The organism is Neobacillus nitrireducens, assembly GCF_030915405.1.
Taxonomy (GTDB): domain Bacteria; phylum Bacillota; class Bacilli; order Bacillales; family Cytobacillaceae; genus Neobacillus.
The window spans coordinates 2128907-2150027 of the sequence record NZ_CP133262.1 but is presented as its reverse complement, the minus strand read 5'-3'; the positions used below and the strand labels follow the sequence as shown (position 1 = coordinate 2150027).

General features: G+C 37.2%; 17 protein-coding genes. 15 read left to right on the top strand and 2 right to left on the bottom strand.

Annotation, left to right across the window (positions count from 1 at the left end):
- The first annotated feature begins 294 nt into the window (after positions 1-294).
- On the top strand, positions 295-1695 hold the full coding sequence (locus tag RCG22_RS10375) for an MFS transporter (RefSeq protein WP_308106762.1): 1401 nt from the start codon (positions 295-297) through the stop codon (positions 1693-1695).
- A 300-nt stretch (positions 1696-1995) separates the two neighbouring features.
- The gene (locus RCG22_RS10370) at positions 1996-3378 is read left to right on the top strand and encodes a glycoside-pentoside-hexuronide (GPH):cation symporter (protein WP_308106761.1); all 1383 of its coding nucleotides are present in this window, start codon (positions 1996-1998) and stop codon (positions 3376-3378) included.
- Positions 3379-3437: 59 nt separating this feature from the next.
- Here RCG22_RS10370 and RCG22_RS10365 read toward each other — a convergent pair whose 3' ends face one another.
- Complete coding sequence (locus RCG22_RS10365) at positions 3438-4634, bottom strand: ROK family transcriptional regulator (RefSeq protein ID WP_308106760.1); 1197 nt, start codon at positions 4632-4634, stop codon at positions 3438-3440.
- Positions 4635-4898: 264 nt separating this feature from the next.
- Between RCG22_RS10365 and uxaC the strand changes: the two genes are divergently transcribed.
- The 7 genes from uxaC (at position 4899) to RCG22_RS10330 (ending at position 13054) form a co-directional block, all read left to right on the top strand.
- On the top strand, positions 4899-6302 hold the full coding sequence (uxaC, locus tag RCG22_RS10360) for a glucuronate isomerase (protein WP_308106759.1): 1404 nt from the start codon (positions 4899-4901) through the stop codon (positions 6300-6302).
- Positions 6303-6482: 180 nt separating this feature from the next.
- A complete protein-coding gene (gene gndA / locus RCG22_RS10355; RefSeq protein WP_098260746.1) occupies positions 6483-7895 on the top strand; it encodes an NADP-dependent phosphogluconate dehydrogenase in 1413 nt (470 codons plus the stop codon).
- Between the two features lie 234 nt (positions 7896-8129).
- Positions 8130-9050 carry an AraC family transcriptional regulator gene (locus RCG22_RS10350; RefSeq protein ID WP_308106758.1) on the top strand — a complete coding sequence of 307 codons (921 nt, stop codon included), beginning with the start codon at positions 8130-8132 and terminating at the stop codon, positions 9048-9050.
- A gap of 14 nt (positions 9051-9064) precedes the next feature.
- Positions 9065-9952 (top strand): sugar phosphate isomerase/epimerase family protein, encoded by an 888-nt coding sequence (locus RCG22_RS10345; RefSeq protein WP_308106757.1) that lies wholly within the window; start codon positions 9065-9067, stop codon positions 9950-9952.
- A 2-nt stretch (positions 9953-9954) separates the two neighbouring features.
- Positions 9955-11115, top strand: coding sequence for a Gfo/Idh/MocA family protein (locus tag RCG22_RS10340; RefSeq protein ID WP_308106756.1), 1161 nt, complete (start codon positions 9955-9957; stop codon positions 11113-11115).
- Positions 11116-11186: 71 nt separating this feature from the next.
- Positions 11187-12194: a Gfo/Idh/MocA family protein gene (locus RCG22_RS10335; protein WP_308106755.1), complete on the top strand. Its 1008-nt coding sequence runs from the start codon at positions 11187-11189 to the stop codon at positions 12192-12194.
- Positions 12194-13054 carry a sugar phosphate isomerase/epimerase family protein gene (locus RCG22_RS10330; RefSeq protein ID WP_308106754.1) on the top strand — a complete coding sequence of 287 codons (861 nt, stop codon included), beginning with the start codon at positions 12194-12196 and terminating at the stop codon, positions 13052-13054. The genes RCG22_RS10335 and RCG22_RS10330 overlap by 1 nt, the downstream gene beginning before the upstream one ends.
- A gap of 403 nt (positions 13055-13457) precedes the next feature.
- Here the strand turns inward: RCG22_RS10330 and RCG22_RS10325 are convergent, their stop codons facing one another.
- Positions 13458-14639, bottom strand: a complete 1182-nt coding sequence (locus RCG22_RS10325) for an ROK family protein (RefSeq protein WP_308106753.1) — start codon at positions 14637-14639, stop codon at positions 13458-13460.
- Positions 14640-14876: 237 nt separating this feature from the next.
- On the opposite strand from RCG22_RS10325, the gene RCG22_RS10320 reads away from it, so the two are divergent.
- The 6 genes from RCG22_RS10320 (at position 14877) to larC (ending at position 21062) form a co-directional block, all read left to right on the top strand.
- A complete protein-coding gene (locus RCG22_RS10320; protein WP_308106752.1) occupies positions 14877-16145 on the top strand; it encodes a nickel pincer cofactor-dependent isomerase, group 22 in 1269 nt (422 codons plus the stop codon).
- A 23-nt stretch (positions 16146-16168) separates the two neighbouring features.
- On the top strand, positions 16169-16939 hold the full coding sequence (locus RCG22_RS10315; protein ID WP_308106751.1) for an SDR family oxidoreductase: 771 nt from the start codon (positions 16169-16171) through the stop codon (positions 16937-16939).
- Between the two features lie 88 nt (positions 16940-17027).
- On the top strand, positions 17028-17828 hold the full coding sequence (gene larE / locus RCG22_RS10310; RefSeq protein WP_308106750.1) for an ATP-dependent sacrificial sulfur transferase LarE: 801 nt from the start codon (positions 17028-17030) through the stop codon (positions 17826-17828).
- 142 nt (positions 17829-17970) lie between these two features.
- Positions 17971-19443, top strand: coding sequence for a gluconokinase (locus tag RCG22_RS10305; protein ID WP_308106749.1), 1473 nt, complete (start codon positions 17971-17973; stop codon positions 19441-19443).
- A 24-nt stretch (positions 19444-19467) separates the two neighbouring features.
- Positions 19468-20226, top strand: coding sequence for a nickel pincer cofactor biosynthesis protein LarB (larB, locus tag RCG22_RS10300; RefSeq protein ID WP_308106748.1), 759 nt, complete (start codon positions 19468-19470; stop codon positions 20224-20226).
- Entirely contained in the window at positions 20223-21062 is an 840-nt protein-coding gene (gene larC / locus RCG22_RS10295; protein ID WP_308106747.1) for a nickel pincer cofactor biosynthesis protein LarC, read from the top strand. Before larB ends, larC begins: the two co-directional genes overlap by 4 nt.
- Positions 21063-21121 lie beyond the last annotated feature (59 nt).

Sequence of the window (21121 nt, the reverse complement as noted above, 5' to 3'; positions counted from 1 at the left end):
ACTTTTGCTTCAAAACTAAACCACTTGATTACTTAAAGAAAAGGGGCTTTATATAATTGGAATTTTTTTTATTAAACGCTTACATAAATCTGTTGACTGTGTAATTAGTCGATGATAATATACATCTATACAAATTAATTAGTTCATTAAACTAATTAAAGAAGTGAACTTATATTTTTTTTAAAAATGTTTGAAAGGGATTTCAAAGTATTAAAGGTTCAAAGAATTTAAATGATTTAAAGGTATAGGTTATAAGGGCAAATTACAAAATAAATGCATAATGGAGGGGTCAAAATGAGTCAAACAGCAAAAAAAGCAGCTGTTCAAGGTTCTGCCAATGAATTTAGAAAGTTTGGAATGAAAGACAAAATTGGTTATATGTTTGGGGATTGGGGGAACGATTTCTTCTTTATTCTAGTTGCCGCATTCCTAATGGTTTTCTATACTGATGTCTTTCACATTAATCCTGCTGCAGTCGGTGGATTATTCTTACTAGCTCGTTTGTGGGATGCAGTAGCCGACGTTTCATGGGGCCGTTTTATTGATACAAGAAAAGCAGGGAAAAATGGAAAATTCAAGCCCTGGATTTTCAGGATGTCTTTCCCGCTTATAATTTCTGGTATTTTAATGTTTGTTCACATCCCAGGAATGTCAGATGGATTTTATCTTGCATATGCTTATGTAACCTATATTATTTGGGGAACACTCTATAGTACAGTTAATATTCCTTACGGATCAATGGCTTCCGTTATCACAGGCGATCCTGTTGAACGTACAACACTATCAAGCTGGAGAACATTAGGTGGAAATTTGGCTGGGTTAATTATTAACGTGGCTGGTCCAATGATTCTGTTTGTTAACAACAAACCGGATGCTAATCGCTTCATCTTAGCTGCATTACTTTTCGGTGCACTTGCACTTGCTTGTTATATGGCTTGTTATAAATTATCGGTTGAACGAATTGTAATGGATGAAACAACTAAACCAAAAGTGAACTTAAAACAAACAATGAAAGGTCTTGGAAAAAACAAACCATTAATTTGGTTCCTCATTGCTTCATTATTGTTCTTGGTTGTCTTTATGCTAATTGGTGCAGTAAACGTTTATCTATTTAAAGATTACTTTGGAAATGCTAAAGCACTAAGTATGGTAGGTCTTCTTCAAGCAGCAGCAGTATTTGTGGGTATGCCAATGGTAAAACCATTAGTTGAAAAATTTGGTAAAAAAGAAGTAGCTTCCGGTGGTTTGTTATTAGCAACACTTGTATATACGCTTTTATATTTCCTTCCAAATTTAACTGGAACACAATTTATTAGTGTCTTAACAATTGGTATGTTTGGTTATGGTCTTTTCAACCTAGTCATTTGGGCTTTCGTTACGGACGTTATTGATTATCATGAGTATTTAACTGGCTTACGTGAAGATGGAACCGTTTACTCAATCTATTCGATGGCACGTAAAGTGGGTCAAGCAGTTGCCGGCGGTGTTGGCGGTGCAGCAATTGCAGCAGTTGGTTATAATCCAACTCTTAAAGTACAAACAGCGGATACTCTTCAAGGAATTCATACACTTGGAACTCTTGTACCTGCAATCACACTTGGTGTTGTGTTCCTAATCATTGTATTCTGTTATCCATTAAACAAAAAGCGTACAGCGCAACTTGCAATTGATTTAGCTGAAAAGAGAAAAGGCTGAAATTAAATAGGTAAACAAAGGCTCCGATTTCATGGAAATCGGAGCCTTTTCTGCTTATGTGATGAACTCCAAAATTGAATCTTGCTGATTAATATTTATAAATAGGTGGAACTGGATGACAACCGCTTACAAATTATTATTGACGGAATTTGTCGACGGTGGTATTCTATCTATGCAGACAGTTTGTTAGTTTAATAAACAAATTAAAAAATTTTTTCAGGTTTAAATTCAAATCTTATATTTTTTATCTAGTTTTGAAAAGGGTTACAGTTTAACTTAATTTAACAGGAAGAAGGAGTCATGATGGAGAATAGTGCCCAAAAAAGATTATCCTTAAAAGAAAAAGTCTCCTACGGTTTAGGTGATGTGGGTAACGGATTTATGTTTGATATGGGGCAAATTTATTTACTGAAGTTCTATACAGATATTCTTGGGATTTCGGCTTATTGGGGCGGCCTAGTATTTTTAGTATCGAAAATTTTTGATGCATTTGCAGATTCCTCGGTAGGTGCTTTTATAGATAAACGGAAGGTAGGGAAACGAGGTAAATTCCGGCCGTTCATTTTATTTGGATCGATTCCGCTTGCCATTATGACGGTTATTTCTTTCATGGCACCTGACTTTTCAGATACAGGAAAAATTGCTTTTGCTTTTATAACTTATATGGCCTTTGGGTTGTCGTATTCCATTGTTAATATTCCTTATGGGTCACTCGCAGCTTCCATGACCCAAGAATCTGTGGACCGAGCATCTCTTGGATCCTTCCGCGCTATTGGGAGCCAATTTGCAATGCTTATTTCCGGGATGGTTGTTATCCCAATTGTTTTATATTTTCCGGATCAAAAATTAGGATATACCGTAGGAATCGGTTCGATGGCGCTAATTGGGGTAATATTCCATTATATTTGCTATCGTAATACAAATGAAAATGTTGTTAGGCTGCCTAAAAAAGAAGAAGAAAAAGTTCCGATGTCAAAGCTCTTCAAATTATTGCTAAGTAATAGACCACTAATTGCCCTATGTTTCGTTTGTTTGTTTATGGTTGCGGGGAGTAACCTCCGCACAGCTGTACAGTTATATTACTTACAATATAATTTAGGTAATCCAGGTCTTATGTCTTTGCTTTCATTTACTAGTATTGGAATCGCTGTCATTGGTTCATTCTTTATTCCAGCACTTGTTAAAAGACTTGGAAAAAAGAAAACCTTTATTATCGGTCTTCTTATTGGAATTGCTGCAGATGTTGCCAACTTTGTTTTACCAGCAAATGTACCGACTTTCATAATATTACTTACAATTGGAAGCCTAGGTCTTAGTTTTGCACTAGGTTTACCATGGGTAATGGTCGCGGATGCAGTGGATTATCACGAATGGAAAACAGGACAACGGACAGAAGGGATTGTCTATTCAAGTTACAGTTTCTTCCGGAAACTAGCACAGGCGCTAGCTGGTTTTATTCCTGGCGTTGCCCTTGGATTAATCGGTTATGTTCCAAATGCAGAGCAAACAGCAGGCACACTCCTTGGTATAAAAGGATTAATGTTCTTAGTTCCAGCCGGACTAAACTTAATTGCAGCAGTTATCTTAATTGTTCTGTATAATTTAACTGAGGATCTTTATAAAAAGATTATTGATGAACTTAAAGATAAACAAAAGGTTAATGATAATTTAAAAAGTGCATAATAACATCAAAAAAACCCCTTTTAGATAAAGGGGTTTTTGTTATATAAGGAGAGTGATCATCAATAGGTGAGTGCGCTTCCAATTTGATTGGTTTTTATATCATAGGGTAAATTTAACATCGGGACATCTAGAAATTGTTTGATAGCAAGTGCACACGCCCCAAGGACACAAGATTTATTTCCGATTGTAGAGATCATTAATTCACGATAATGACTGATTGAAGAATTTAGATTCTTGGTAATTTTATTAAGAGAGTCTGGATAGATTCGCAACAGTTCACTGTCAATGACGAGCACATCAGGGTTATACATATTAATCATATTATTCAATCCGATCGATAGATAGAAGATGAACTGTTCCATCATTTCATGTACTTCCTCGTCGCCTTCATCTAGCCAAGTTTGAATGTGTTCGTAGGTAAGGTTCTTGATTTGTCTTTTTTCAGACAGATTTTCAAATATAACTGTTTCGGACGCATATTTTTCCCAGCATCCCTTATTTCCGCAATTACATGGTTTACCTTCAGGTACAACAATCATATGACCAATTTCGCCGGCATAGCCTTCTTTGCCTCGGAAAAAATCATCGTTCATCATCATACCGAGACCGATACCCGAATAGAGGGTAGTACATAGCAGATTGTCTGTTTCATGATGGATATAAACACGCTCTGCAAAAGAGCTTAGATTTGCATTATTCTCAAGATGAATCGGCAGATCGATCTCTCTTTCTAAATCACTTATTAAATTGATACCATGCCATTTAAACCGTGGAACATAATGAATGATTTCATCTTTTCCTACCAAGCCATGGATGGCGATTACAACTCCAACTATGCCATAACGACTGTCATTAAATTCAGTTTTGTACTTCTTAATTTGTTCAACTAAAAGTGGATAAATTTCTGTATATTCCACCGTACTAATTCTAATAATATGGGATGTAACAGGACAGCCAAGAAGATCGGTTAATGTAAATGATATTTGACCAAAATCAAGATCAATACCAAGCGCATAGCCAGCTTGTCCGTTTAAAGAGAGCATAATTGGTTTCCTTCCAACTGTGAAATGTTCGAGATGAGTCTCTATAATTAGCCCCTCAGCTAACAAATCAGCAACTTGTGCAGAGATAGTTGCTCTGGTTAAGTTCGTGCTTTTGGAAAGATCCGCTCTTGAAATCATTCCTTCTTTAATAATTTCTCTAATAATTAAAGAGCGATTAATTTTCTTTATATATGCCGCATCACCGGTAACCATCTATATCCATATCCTCCATTTCGCACTACGTGTGTATATTACTATTATATCAGTTCTTTCATTAAAAGGTCGTTATTATTCTCATATTTACTAAATAGTTAATTGACTTAACAAATTAATCATGATAAATTATTAATGTAATTAATTTGTTTAATAAACAAATTAAAGAGAGTTTATATATTATACCCACTTTTTTATTTCTGTAAGGGTTTACAGAATAAATGAATTAACCGTATGAATTTCTATCTAAAGGAGAGGTATTCGTTGAAAAAATTTATGGATCAAAACTTTTTGTTAAATACAGAAACGGCCGTTAAGCTTTATGAAAATGCAGCAGTTTCTTCACCAATTTTTGATTTTCACTGTCATTTAGACCCGAAGGAAGTTTGGGAAAACAAGTCTTATGAAAATATTACTCAAATCTGGCTTGGCGGTGACCATTATAAATGGCGGACAATGCGAATGCATGGTATCGGAGAGCAATACATTACTGGAGATGCAGGTGATTGGGAAAAATTTGCCGCATGGGCAGAAACAATTCCCTATTTAATTGGAAACCCAGTATATCATTGGACGCACTTAGAATTAAAAATGTATTTTGGGATTGATAAAGTATTAAGCCCAGATACGGCTCGTGAAATTTGGGAAGAATGTAATCAAAAATTACAAACGTCTGAATTCACTGCAAGAGGTTTAATTGAGAGATCAAATGTGAAGTTTATCGGAACCACAGATGATCCAATTTCCACACTAGAATACCATCAATTACTGAAAAATGATGACACCTTTAAAACAATCATTGCTCCAACCTTCCGTCCTGATGGTGCAATGTTTATAGAACGTCCAACTTTCGCTAGCTGGATTGAAAAGTTATCTCAAGTTTCAGGTATCCACGTGGATTCATTTGATGCATTACTGGCTGCATTAAAACAACGAGTTGCCTACTTCCATGAAAACGGAGGCCGTGCATCGGACCATGACATTCAGAGCATGGAATACGTAGAATCTACAAAACAGGAAATTGAAGAAATTTTCAATAAAGGATTAAAAGGCTTAGAGCTTACAACTAGTGAATTGGTTTCCTACCGTTACTACTTATTAAAAGAGCTTGGAAAGATGTATGCGGAGAAACAATGGGTTATGCAGCTTCATATGGGAGCGATGAGAAACAATAATACAAGAATGAAAGAACTTCTTGGAACTGACGTAGGATTTGATTCAGTTGGAGAAACTAATATGGCAGAAGGATTATCTCGTTTCTTAGATTCCTTAGACCAAGAAAATGCATTGCCGAGGACAGTATTGTTTAACTTAAACCAAAAAGACAATGTAATGCTGGCAGGTATGATGGGGAACTTCTATGAAGAAGGGATACCGGGAAAAGTTCAATTAGGCTCTGGCTGGTGGTTTTTAGACCATATTGATGGTATGGAGAGACAGATGAAGGATTTTGCCAATGTCGGATTACTTAGTCACTTTATCGGTATGCTAACAGACTCACGCAGTTTCTTATCTTATGCACGTCATGATTATTTCCGCCGTATTCTGTGTAATCTCCTTGGCGAATGGGTTGAAAATGGGTTAGCCCCAAATGACATGAATCACATGGAGCAAATGGTACGGAACATTTGCTATGATAATGCCGAAGAATACTTTTTAAAGCGGTAATTTTGAAAAAAACTATAGGCAGGGGTTCTGTTAGGTTCCCCTCCTTACTTTCCTAGGTTCAATCCTTGATAAGGATAAAGAGGAACTTAAATGCTTGATGTTCTCACTTTTAATCGTTATTATGGATGGTATGTTAATGATGGTGATTAATAATACATAAAGAAAGTAGAGGTATTTAGAATGGCAAAACAACAAATTGGCGTAGTTGGTCTAGCAGTAATGGGGAAAAATCTTGCATTAAATATTGAAAGCCGCGGTTATTCTGTTGCTGTTTTTAATCGTTCTTATGAAAAAACAGAAGAGTTCTTAAAGAATGAAGCAGAAGGAAAAAACTTTGCAGGTGCACGTACTGTTGAAGAATTCGTTAATTCTTTAGAAAAGCCTCGTAAAATTTTATTAATGGTTAAAGCTGGTACTGCAACAGATGCTACAATTGACTCCTTGAAGCCATTTCTTGAAGAAGGCGATATCCTAATTGACGGTGGGAATACATTCTTCCAAGATACAATCAGACGTAATAAGGAGCTAGAGACAGCAGGATTCCATTTTATCGGTACTGGCGTTTCAGGTGGAGAAGAAGGCGCATTAAAAGGTCCTTCTATCATGCCAGGCGGTAAAGAAGAAGCTTACAATCTTGTTAAACCAATCTTAGAAGCCATTTCTGCAAAAGTAGAGGGCGATCCTTGCTGTACGTATATTGGTCCGAATGGTGCCGGTCACTATGTGAAAATGGTTCATAACGGAATTGAATATGGAGATATGCAGCTAATCTGTGAAGCTTATTTTATTTTGAAAAATGTCCTTGGTTTGGATGCAAAAGAGCTTCATGAGGTCTTTGCTGAATGGAATAAAGGCGAATTAGACAGCTATTTGATTGAAATTACGGCTGATATCTTTACAAAAGTGGATGAAGAAACCGGTAAACCAATGGTTGATGTAATCCTCGATACAGCTGGTCAAAAGGGTACGGGTAAATGGACAAGCCAAAATTCTTTAGACTTAGGTGTTCCACTTCCAATTATCACTGAATCTGTATTTGCTCGTTTTATTTCAGCAATGAAGGATGAACGTGTGAAGGCAAGTCAGGTTCTTAATGGACCAGAAGTTAAGGGCTTTGAAGGCAATAAAGAAGAATTAATCGAAGCAGTTCGTAAAGCATTATATATGAGTAAAATTGTTTCTTATGCACAAGGTTTTGCACAAATGCGTGCTGCATCAGAAGAATACGATTGGAATCTTCGTTACGGTGATATCGCTATGATTTTCCGCGGCGGCTGTATCATTCGTGCACAATTCTTACAAAAAATTAAGGATGCGTATGATCGCGATCCTGAATTAAGAAACTTATTGTTAGATCCTTACTTTAAAGATATCGTTGAGAATTATCAGCAGCCATTACGTCAAGTTCTTGCTGTGGCAATTGAGCGTGGAATTCCTGTTCCATCCTTTGCAAGTGCGATTGCATATTATGACAGCTACCGTACTGAAACACTCCCAGCCAATTTGTTACAAGCTCAACGTGACTACTTTGGTGCTCACACCTATCAACGTGTTGATAAAGAAGGAGTTTTCCATACCAACTGGATGGAATAATTGAATTGAATTAGAACATTACTAATAGAGACAAAAACTAGCCATTAAATGTTAGTTTTGTCTCTATTTTTTATAAAAATTGTCTGTAATGTTTTTCTGAAAAGCAATCTCAGACAAATTAAAGGTATTTTACAGCAGGATAAGAGAATGATTTTTGTTACTAAGTGTAATAACATATAAGTATGTTTAGTTAACAAACTAAATTGACAGCGGTTACTTTTAAGGGTGTGAGCCATGGATAAGCCAATCAACTTTCCTTATAAATCAAAAATAATGGATGAGTGGATAAATGCTTTCTACAGAATAAAAGGTATGGAAAACTATATTTCTGATTTTCACTCTCACCAGGAGTATGAAATTTATTTTTTTCATTCCGGGGATTGTAAATATTTAATTAACAATCGGATTTATGAACTTCAGCCTGGTGATATCATCCTATTGGATGGGATGACATTGCATAAACCTAATCCTGGAACAAGCAGTCCTTACACAAGAAGTATACTTCATTTTTCACCGACATGGCTGCAAGAGTTATTAAACGCTCTTGGTATACCCAATTTGTTAGATCCGTTTAAAAAACTGAACAATTGCCTGATTCGCACAAGTTATGATGAAACAGGGCAATTTGTGGATGGACGGATTAAAGAAATCGTTGCTTCATTAAAACATATTGATGATGAAGCACAGCAAATAGGGAAGAAGAATGAGTTTTTAGAAGCTGAAGTGAAACTTGAGTTAGTTCAATTATTGTTAGGTATTTATAAGATGAGTCAAAAGCAATTGTCTCAAATCACCAGTAAAAAGTCAGAAAAGGAACTCCATGCCGAGGAAATCGCATCTTGGATAAATGATCATTATGTAAGAAAAGTTAGTTTAGACAGAATTGCTTCTGAATTAAATCTTAGTAAGTATTATGCTTCGCATGTATTTAAAGAAGTCACTGGATTTACGATAATGGAGTACGTAATGGCTTGCAGACTTAATCAAGTGAAATATTTGTTGGAAATGGAACCGAACCAATCTCTTACAGAGGTATCTCGTTCATCAGGCTTTGAAAGTGTTGCTCATTTCAGCCGCTTTTTTAAAGAGAAGGTTGGAACTACACCGTCCAAGTATCGTAAAACAAAAACTAGCCGCAACATTCCTGTTAATTAGGAGGTAAAGCATAAATGAATCAAGATTTATTAATTTCAGGATTTTCAGATGAAATTTCATCTGATTTTCATACCCAACTTGAGGTTATCTCAAATTTAGGTATGAAATATATTTCGTTACGAGGTATAGATGGGAAGAACATAGGCGATTTTACTGTCGATGAAATCAAAGAAAACGTCCAGCCAAGGCTTCAAAAGGCGGGAATTGGCGTTTCTTCCATCGGCTCACCTATTGGTAAAGTGTTCATTAATGATGAAGAAGGCTTTGCTAAACAAAAGCTGATGTTGAACACACTCTGCAAAATTGCAAACCTTTTAGATTGTCAATATATCCGTATATTTAGTTTTTATATTCCAAAGAGTGATCATGCCGACCCATATCGTGAAGAAGTTGTTCGTAAGCTTAAGGAATTTGCAGCCATTGCTGAAAAGTACAATGTAATTTTACTGCATGAAAATGAAAAGGATATCTTTGGTGATATCGGAAGACGCTGTCAGGAGATTTTAACAGAAGTTGGTTCTCCATACTTTAAAGGGATTTTTGACTTCGCTAATTTCGTTCAGTGCGGTGAAGACACAGTGGAGTGTTACGATCTCTTAAAAGATGAGATTGTTTATATACACATAAAGGATGCTGTAACCGCTGAAAGTGAAAACGTTGTCTGTGGAACCGGAGAAGGTAAAATTCCGGAATTGTTAGCTCGTTTTATTAAGAGCGGCTATAAAGGCTTTTTAACCCTTGAGCCGCATCTCGTTCTTTTTGATTCTTTAAAGGATTTAGAACTTGAAGATGCAACTGAGATCATTAAAGACAACAAAGGGCTGGATGGTGCCGGCGGCTACAAGCTTCAATATGAAGCACTTTTGGAAATCCTTAACAAAATTGAAAGCGAGGGAATTTAATTATGGCTAATGTAAGATTAGGAATTATTGGATTAGGTGCAGAGGGTGGTATGTACGCTAATTTTATCACTGAAGGCAAAGTAAAAAACATGGTGATTGGTGCGATTTGTGATAATGATCCTGCTAAAAAACAAGTAGCAGAAGAGAAGTATCCTGGTGTTCCCTTCTACGATAATTATATCGATATGCTTGAAAGTGGTGATGTTGATGCAGTTGTTACAACTGTTCCACATTATCTACATCCTGAAATGGGAATCGAATCACTAAAAAGAAATATTCATGCATTAGTTGAAAAACCAGCTGGTGTTTATACAAAACAAGTGAAAGAGTTAAACGACTTTGCAGCAACAAAGCCTGAACTTAAGTTTGCAATCTTCTTTAACCAGCGTACAAATCCTCTTTATAAAAAAGTTAAAGAACTTATTGATAATGGTGAGATTGGCAGCATTCGCAATACTAACTGGATTATTACAACATGGTGGAGACCACAAGGGTACTACAACCAAAGTGAATGGAGAGCAACTTGGGGTGGAGAAGGCGGCGGTGTCCTTGTAAACCAAGCGCCACACCAAATTGACTTGCTTCAATGGATGTGCGGCATGCCGAAAAAGGTTTATGCAAAATTAAACTATGGCTATCAAAGAGATATTGTGGTTGAAGACGATGTGACTGCTGTATTTGATTATGGAAATGGTGCTACCGGTGTATTCGTTACTCGTACACACGATGTAATGGGGACAGACCGTTTAGAAATTTTAGGTGATAAAGGAAAAATCGTGGTAGACGATAGTAAAAAAGTAACGATCAAACGCCTGAAACAATCTGAAAATGAAATGAGCGTTTCAATGGATATGTCAGATGTAATGAAGCTGTTTATGGGCGGAGGCGCAGCTGATATTTTCACTGAAGAAGTACTTGATTTTGGCAATGTTTGGGGCGAACAACACATTGCAGTATTAGAAGACTTTTCTTCAGCAATCGTAGAAGGTACACCATTATTAGCACCAGGCAGCGACGGTATTAATGGTGTTAGACTTGCAAATGCAATGCACCTGTCAAGCTGGTTAGATAAGGAAATTGAAGTACCATTTGATGAAGATTTATTCCTAGAAGAATTAAATAAACGTATTACTGTAGAAGGTAAATATCCGGTTAGAAAGTAATTAAACATACAGGAAATGAACTCATTGCTATGCAGCTCCCGAGTTCGTTTCAAAAAAAAGGGGATAGGCAAATGCTGAGGATTGCAGTTATAGGGCTGGGGACGATTTCAAATATTCATATTCCGGCGATAAAAGCTAACCCAAATGTTGAGTTGACGGCTGTTTGTGATAATGACGAAACATTATCGAATTCGGTACCAGGAGCAACCTTTTACAGTAACTATGAAGTAATGCTTGAAAAAGAAGAATTGGATTGTGTTCATATATGTCTGCCCCATTACCTGCACTATCCTGTTACGAAGGCTTGTGTGGAAAAAGGTGTTCATGTTTTTCTAGAGAAACCATTGGGATTGAATACGGAAGAAGGGCTTGCTCTGGTGAAATTAGAGGAAGAACACAAGGACATTAATATCGGTGTCTGTTTGCAGAATCGCAACAATGAATCCTTTGAAAAACTTCAAGAGATTGTACTCTCTGGTGAATATGGTTCTATCCAAGGGGTTAAGGGTCTAGTAGCATGGTTTAGATCAAAGGAATACTATGACAGCCGGCCGTGGCGTGGGCAATGGAAATATGCCGGCGGTGGAGTGATGATCAATCAATCGCTGCATACATTAGACCTAATGCAGCTGGTTGGCGGTGAAATTGAATGGATTAGAGGTTCAGTTGATCAACTATTAGATTATAACATTGAAGTTGAGGATACTGCTTCCGCCCGTATGCAGTTTAAAAATGGTGCTAAGGGGTTATTCTTTGCTACCAATGCGAATGCAGATAATTCTAGTGTTGAACTTGAGGTTCTTTTTGAAAAAGAAAGGTTCACCATCAAAGATAGCATCCTCACAAGAGTGAATGAAGCAGGGGAAAAAGTAGAATTAATGGGGGATGCGAAGCTGCCAGGTTCGAAACATTATTATGGAGCTAGTCATGCAAAAACAATTAATCAATTCTATTCCGCCATTACCGAAAACACAGAAGACTATATCCATGCAAAAGATGCCCTTGCATCCATTGCGATAATTGATGCGATTCACCTGTCATCAAAGAAAAAACAATCCATACAAATGGGGGTATTTTAATGAAAAAGGGAAAAATAGGTGTCCAAATGATGATGCTAAAGGGGAAAGTTGAAGAGTTAGGTGCCTATGAAACAATGAGAAAAGTAAGTGAGCTTGGCTATCATGCCGTTGAAATTTCTCAAATCCCTATGACTCCAGAGAACGTAGCAGAGATAAAAAGAGCGAGTGAAGATTTTGATATTAAGATTGCTGCTCTTTCTGCTGCGGTAGAACTAATGCTTCCTGGTATGCCTGGTGAGACATTGACAAATGACTTTGAAAAAATCGTAAACGATTGCAAGACTCTTGATTGTAACTTTTTACGAATTGGCATGATGCCGTTAATGGCTATGGGGAATAAAGATCAAATCATGGAGTTTATTGCTAAAGCTGAAGAGATGGCTCACAGATTAGCAGAATATGGAATTGAATTGTATTACCATACACACCACTTAGAATTCCAAAAGTTCGATGGTGAATATTTATTAGATATCATTAAAAATAATACCACTAAGCTTGGATTTGAATTGGATGTTCACTGGATTCAAAGAGCAGGCGTAAATCCTGTGGAATTTGTTAAAGGCTATACTGGCCGTATTTCACTATTACATTTAAAGGATTATCGAATTGGACAAATGGATTTAAGCGATGTTGACTTTAAGGACATGGCTAAATTCTTTGACATATTCACGAATACCATTGAATTTGCTGAACTTGGTGAAGGAAATCTTGATATCAAATCAATCATGGAAGCTGGACTTGAGAGTGGAGCACAGTATTTCTTGGTAGAACAAGATGATACCTATGGCCGTGATCCATTTGAATGTCTAGAAATATCAGCAAACCACTTGAGAAAATTAGGCTATAGCGATTGGTTTTAAGTAAAATGGGTGTCAGACACTAGAGTGTCAGGCACTTTTTTTAAATTTTAAACAAAAAAAACCAATTCACATTTTATTTGTGTGAATTGGTTCTGACTGGTTCAGCTAAATGAAATGGAATGTATTCACTATTTTTTTCGATTTGTTTAACTACTAAATTAATTAGTTTCTTCATTACAATTCCTCCTAATAATTTGATACTCTTATTATCATTCATTATCAAGTTTTAAACAATCTCACTGAAAACGGAAACAAACGTCATGAAAACGGGGACATTTGGCATGAAAGTGTAACCATCAATCTTTTTCTTATAATTGCGTTGATTTCCTCGTTTTTTCGTAAATTCCTATAGGAAAAAGAAAAAGCCCTCGGAAGTGAGGGCTTTTGTTACTTTTTGCTTTTTCTATTTATCGAGAAAGCCTTCCTCACTCAAAGTTAAACAAAGCTCTGAAACTCCTAAGAAGTTTTGAATTGCCAATGCACAGGCTCCCATGATACACGCCCTTTTCCCAAATTGTGAGATCACCAATTCCGAATAATGACTAATGGAAGATGTGAGATGGGCTTTAAGTTCTTCAGCTGCATTAGGATATAATCGGAGGATTTCACTATTGACCACTAATATTTCAGGATTATAAAGATTAATCAAATTATTTAAACCAATTGAAATAAACATGATAAATCGATCAATCTCTTTTTGTAAGGCAGGGTCATATTCAATCATCCGATTTTGGAAATCATTATAGTTAAAAGCTAGGTTCTTTTGATCCTTAGCTAATTGGGTAATAAAACTTAATTCGGAAGCGTATTGTTCCCAACAACCCAAATTTCCGCAACGGCAGGGGAGTCCATTTGGGACGACAATCATATGCCCTATCTCGCCTGCATAACCGTGAAATCCTTTGAATAATGTATCATTAATAATGAAACCAAGACCAATTCCCGAATACAGACTGACGGATAATAAGTTGTTGCATTGGTGGTGCTTGTAGACTTTTTCTGCAATGGAGCAAAGGTTAGCATTATTTTCGATGTAAACCTTAATTCCGATTGCCTTTTCTAAATCCTCTTTTAAGGTTTTGTTTTTCCAGCCGTGTTGTGGGACAAAATCAATTATTTCATCTTTGTTGACAATTCCGTGTATTCCAATGGCAATTCCAACAAGACCGTAACGAGTATGATTGAATTTGTATTTATAATTATTGATCTGATCGATTAATATCTTAAGAATGAAATTATATTCTGAGACATGGAGTTCTAATATCTCTGTGTGTATAGAAGTACCAATTAAATCCGAAATGGTAAAAGTAATTGAATTTTTATCTAGATCAATTCCCAGGGCAAACCCTGCTTCTCGATTAACGGAGAGCATGATGGGCCTTCTTCCCAAACTTTTGTGTTCCTGCTGTGTTTCATAAATTAGTTCTTTGTCCAATAAATCTGATACCTGTACAGAAATGGTTGCTTTATTTAATCCTGTAATTTTGGCAAGCTCTGCCCTAGATATCAATTTATGCTCAACAATTTTACTTAAAATCAAAGATCTGTTTATTTTTTTGATAAATGCTGCATCTCCAGTGAGCATAAAGAACCTCCTTGCTATTAAAAAAAAGAAATAAGTTATAAATATTGACGTATTTTAGTCATAATGATATTATACAGGTAATTAGTTTGTTTGGTAAACAAATTAAAGGAAAATAACCTTATTTTTTTAAAACTTCTTTTGAAAGGGATTACAGAAGAACTGTTAATAATCCTAATAAATACATGGAAAAGTAACGAATGAGGAAACTTAATAAGTAAATAAAGGAGTGAAGTAAACATGGGTATTCTTCAGGAATTATTAAAAGATATTCCAGTTCCTAAAATGGCCAAAGTCAAAGTTAACTTTGATAACAAAAAGATTGATGATCTTGGCTCTGCGCTTATTGAACAATTACAGCAAGTACATATTCAGACTAAAATTCAGCCAGGGATGGAAATCGCCTTAGCAGTTGGAAGCAGAGGCCTCGATCGCCTCGTTGAAATTACTGCAGTGACGGTCAAGTTTCTAAAAGACTTAGGAGCAAAACCTTTTATTGTCCCAAGTATGGGCAGCCACGGAGGTGCGACAGCAGAGGGGCAACGCGAAGTTTTAGCCCATCTAGGGGTGACCGAGGATAGCGTTGGGTGTGAGATTCGCTCCTCAATGGAGGTTGTGAAAATTAGTGAGCTTCCGAATGGGTTACCTGTTTATGTGGATAAATTTGCTTCTGAAGCCGACGGAATTGTTATTATTAACCGAGTAAAACCACATACAGCCTTTCGTGGACCTGTTGAAAGTGGAATTATGAAGATGATTAGCATTGGATTAGGGAAGCAAAAAGGGGCAGAAGCCTGTCATCAAATGGGTTTTAAATATATGGCAGAAAATGTCCCAGCAATGGCGAAAATCATCATGGAAAAGACACCGATACTTTTCGGAGTGGCAACAGTTGAAAATGCATTTGATAAAGTAGCAATTATTGATGTTCTTACTCCAGAAGAGATAATTAATAAAGAACATAAACTTCAAAAGCAAGCAAAAGAGTTATTACCAAAGCTTTTCTTTGATCAATTAGATGTCCTTGTCATCGATGAAATCGGTAAAAATATTAGTGGGGATGGCATGGATCCAAATATTACGGGGCGGTATCCAACACCTTATGCAACTGGCGGACCAGATGTAAATAAAATGGTGGTACTCGATGTAACTCATCAATCCGAGGGAAATGCCAATGGCGTTGGGACGGCTGATTTTACAACACAACGGCTAGTAGACAAGATGGATAAAGAGGGAACTTATGCAAATGGGTTAACCTCAACAGTTGTTGCTCCTACAAAAATTGCTACAACATTACCCAATGATAAACAAGCAATCCAAGCAGCAATTAAAACTTGTAATATTTTAGATTTTAGAAATGTTAAATTAGTCCGCATTAAAAATACCTTAGTGTTAAGTGAAATTGAAGTGTCTGAGCCTTTACTCGAATATGTAAAGCAGCATCCGAATATGGAGGTAAGTTCAGATCTTTATGAAATTCCTTTCAATGAAAATGGGGATTTATTTTAATAGAAAAAAGGGAGAGATAAATGATGTCAAAAATATTTGATTTAACTGGAAAAGTTGCTGTCGCAGTTGGTGGAAATGGTGTTTTAGGATCAGCAATGGCAAAAGGCTTGGCAGAACATGGTGCAAAAGTAGCGATTGTAGGACGTAATCTTGAAAAGGCAGAGGAAGTTGTCAAGGAAATCGTAGAAAGTGGTGGAAAGGCAAAAGCCTTTTCTGCAGATGTAAGTTCAAAGGATTCTTTAGTTAACGTTGCGAATGAAATCGAACAATGGTCCGGCGGCTGGGATATTCTTTTAAATGCCCCAGGTACAAACAGTGCTACTCCATTTTTTGAACTTGGTATGGATGAATGGGACAAAATTATGGATATAAATTTAAAAGGCATTGTATTAACCTGCCAGATCTTTGCGAAGAAAATGATTGACCAGGACCGAAAAGGAAGCATTATTAATATCTCATCTGTTTCTTCAACAACACCACTCTCAAGAGTGTTTACGTATTCCGTATCAAAAGCAGGTATCAATAGTGTGACACAATTTTTAGCACGTGAATTTGCTCCGAATGGTATTCGGGTCAATGCTATTATTCCGGGATTTTTCCCTGCAGAACAAAATCGAAAAATATTAGACAAAGAACGCATTGAATCAATCATGAGACATACTCCAATGAATCGCTTTGGGGAAGCGGATGAATTGCAAGGTGCAACGGTTTGGCTTGCCTCTGATAAAGCATCAAGTTTTGTAACAGGTACGCTTATTCGAGTGGACGGCGGCTTTGGCAGCATGACAATATAATCCAAGGTAAACATAAATTTACAGACTACTAAATAAATTAACAATGGCTGACTTTAATTAAGATAAGGGATGGGAGGAGAAAAGGGCCATGCTAACAGAGAAATACAAAAGATTAACGTCTATTCTCCGAGAAATGGAATCCGTGGTTGTAGCATTTTCAGGAGGAGTGGACAGTACATTTCTACTAAAGGCGGCTGTAGATGCATTAGGTGGGGACCATGTTCTCGCCGTTACAGCAGACACTGAAAGCTACCCTTCTAGTGAGCTTGAAGAGGCAAAAGTACTGGCAAATCAAATTGGTGTCAGGCACCAAGTAATTGAAACATCTGAACTCGCAATTCCGGGGTACGCGGAAAATAATAAAAATCGGTGCTATTTCTGTAAAAGCAGTTTGTTTGAACATCTAATTCCAGTCATGGAAGAAAAGGGTTTTCAAAATGTGGTTTATGGGGTCATTGCCGATGATATGAATGAATTTCGACCAGGAATGCAAGCCGCTAAGGAAAAGGGGATACGCGGCCCACTCCTAGAAGCGAATCTATTTAAACAAGAAATTCGAGAATTATCCCGGGAATTTAATTTGCCAACATGGGATAAACCATCGTTAGCTTGTCTGTCTTCAAGAATTGCGTACGGTGAATATATTACAAAAGAAAAGCTGACGAAGGTTGAAAAAGCAGAGGCTTATTTAAAAACATTTGATATCCATCAGGTTCGGGTACGAACACATCAGGATATTGCAAGAATCGAAGTAGAACCAAAGGATATGAAGGAGATTCTTGAGAATCATGACTCAATCGTGAAAGCACTCCAGAATTTTGGTTACAAATATATTACGTTAGATTTAATTGGATACCAGAGTGGAAGTATGAACAAGGTGTTATCCTAATAGTTTCTGCTTCGTCGATATGATTGAGGAAAGTGCTTTTTAAAAAAGGCTTTGGAGTGTTCCAAAGCCTTTTATTATAACGATAATAAAATGGCGGAAAATGATAATATAATTTAATACTATGTAAAAAGGAAGAGGAAGTATGTCAAGAGAAGTTGTAATTGGACTAGATATCGGAACAACAAGTGTTAAAGCATGCGTATTTGACTTAAAAGGGAATTTAATAGCTGAAGCAGAGAGAATGAACACGTTTAATTACCCACAGCAAGGCTGGGTGGAACAAGATCCCATTGAGATTGAACAATCCGCTGTACAAGCTATAAAAGAGGCGATTCATAAATCTGGTATTGAAAAACATGATTTAATTTCCATTGGATTTTCTGCGGCCATGCATTCACTTATTTGTGTAGATGAGACCGGTTCTCCCATTTCTCCAGCCTTAATTTGGGCTGATGGAAGAAGTTATCCACAAGCAGAATCAGTGATAGAAACAATGGGTAACGAGGTTTATTCGGAAACAGGAACACCGGTTCACCCGATGACACCATTCGTTAAGTTGTTATGGATGAAAGAAACAAAATATGAACCTTACCTACAAGCTAAGTACTTTATGTCGATTAAGGAGTATTTACTCCAATGCTGGTTTAATCAGCGGGTAATTGATTATTCGATGGCATCTGCGACAGGGTTATTTAACCCATCCACACATACCTGGAATCAAAAATTATTAACGCTTACGGGTATTCATGAGGTACAGCTTTCAAGAATTGTCCCGCCAACAGAGGTGCTAACGGGAATTAAGCCTCAAATTGCAGAAGAAATGGGCATAGACCCTGAACTTTCTTTTGTCATCGGTGCTGCTGACGGCCAGTTGGCTAACTTGGGAATTGGAGCGATTCTCCCTGGTGAAGTAGCGGTTTCCGTAGGAACTAGCGGGGCCATCAGGCAAATCGCTTCAGGCGTTAAGATAAGTGATAATCAAGAAACCTTTTGTTATTCCTTTACTGAAGATTCTTCTATCATAGGCGGTCCAACGAATAATGGCGGGATTGCCTTACAATGGTTAAAGGACCTATTGAACGACCAAAGAAGCTTCACAGAATTCCTTGCAGATGCTGAAAAAGTTCCACTGGGTTCAGATGGAATCCTTTTTCTACCTTATCTTAATGGCGAAAGAGCACCGATTTGGAATCAACGGGCAAAAGGAAACTTTTATGGATTATCTATTACACACAAAAAAGAACATTTTATACGGGCTGTTCTAGAAGGGATTACTTTTAACCTCTTTCAAATCGGCAAGGCATTAGAGAGGTTAGCAGGGAAGCATCAAAAGATATATGTTAACGGTGGGTTATCGAGATCTCGATTATGGCTGCAAATGATGGCAGATGTATTCGAAGCGGAAATTTATGTTCCAGAGAGCTACCACAGTGCAGCCTGGGGAGCAGCTTGGACAGCGCTAGTTGCTTCAGGTAAGGTAAAATCTTTTGAAGATATTAAAGAGAATATCCCTATGGGTGAAGCTATCCTTCCAAATAAAGAAATTAGTGAAAAATATAAAGTAATATATGATAACTATGAAAAGTTGGCAAGTGGAATGTCTAAAAATTTTTGAAGAATATATTGAGGGGGAGAACGAATGCTTGAAGAAATTTTAGAGCAGGTTCAAAGAGGTACCCTAAGTGTCGAAGAAGCCAAGGAGAAACTAGCAACATTTGAGAATTTGGGATTTGCTAAAATTGATCATCATCGTAAAAAACGGCAAGGCTTACCCGAGGTCGTGTACGGTGAAGGGAAGACAAATGAACAAATTATTTCAATTATCCAAGTGTTAAGAGCCCGAAACAATCAAGTACTCGTTACTCGAATTTCCAAAGAAAAGGCAGAAGTAGTTCAACGTTCGTGCCCTGAGTTTACCTATAAAGAAGATGCGCAAATTCTTTTTTGGAAAGACGACAATACGAAAGAAGCGGATCCCCAAGGATATATTGCCGTGATTTGTGCAGGAACTTCGGATTTACGGGTTGCGGAGGAAGCAGCAGTTACTGCGGAAGTATTAGGCAGTAAGGTACATCGTTTCTATGATGTTGGTGTTGCTGGTATTCATCGCCTGTTAAGTCACGCTGAAGAAATTCAAAATGCCACGGTCTCCGTTGTTGTAGCAGGTATGGAAGGAGCTCTTCCAAGCGTAGTAGGCGGGCTCGTATCACATCCTGTAATTGCTGTTCCGACAAGTGTTGGGTATGGGGCCAATTTTAATGGATTATCTGCTTTGTTAACGATGTTAAATTCATGTGCATCCGGGATTAGTGTCGTGAATATTGATAATGGATTTGGCGGAGGTTATAACGCAGTATTAATTGATCAACTTGCACAAAAAGGGGCTAGGAAGAATTGAGAACACTTTATTTTGATTGTTTTTCAGGTATCAGTGGGGATATGGTGATTGGTGCCCTAATTGATGCTGGGGCAGATCCTAACCGTTTAGCAGAGGAATTAAAAAAGCTGCATATAGAGGATGAGTATAAGTTAACATGGAACAAGCTAGTGAAAAATGGGATTACTAGTACAAAATTTGATGTGGTGTTAATGAACAATGTACACCATCACGACCATGGGGATGCTCACGACCACGAGCATGCTCATGACCATCATCACGACCATGAGCACGCTCACGACAACGACCACGTTCATGAGCACCACCATCATGACCACCACCATCATGACCACCGGCCATATAAAGATATTGTTGGTTTAATTGAAAAAGCTGGTTTTGATGAGCCTGTGAAAATAACTGCTTTAAACATCTTTAAAAGAATTGGTGAAGCGGAAGGACATATCCATGGAATTCCGTTAGAGAAGGTTTATTTTCATGAAGTAGGGGCAGTCGATTCGATTATTGACATTATTGGGGCAGCTATCTTGATACATCAATTAGAAATTGACATAATCAAATCATCGCCCATCCCTGTGGGAACAGGTCGTATCCACATTGACCATGGAGTTTATCCTGTCCCGGCACCTGCAACATTAGAAATTTTAAAAGGGGTGCCAATTGAACAGTCAGATATTAAATTTGAGCTAACTACGCCAACAGGTGCAGCGATAGTTTCTGTCCTTGCAGAGGAGTTTTGTTCGATTCCTTCAATGAAAATCAATTCAATTGGCTACGGTGCGGGAACAAAAACATTTAAAAATCATCCGAATGTACTCCGCGTCATTATCGGTGAATAAGGTTTTGTCTGTTTCAGTCTGATAAAAATCTACCTCCTACGTAAAAATGCTAAATGAAA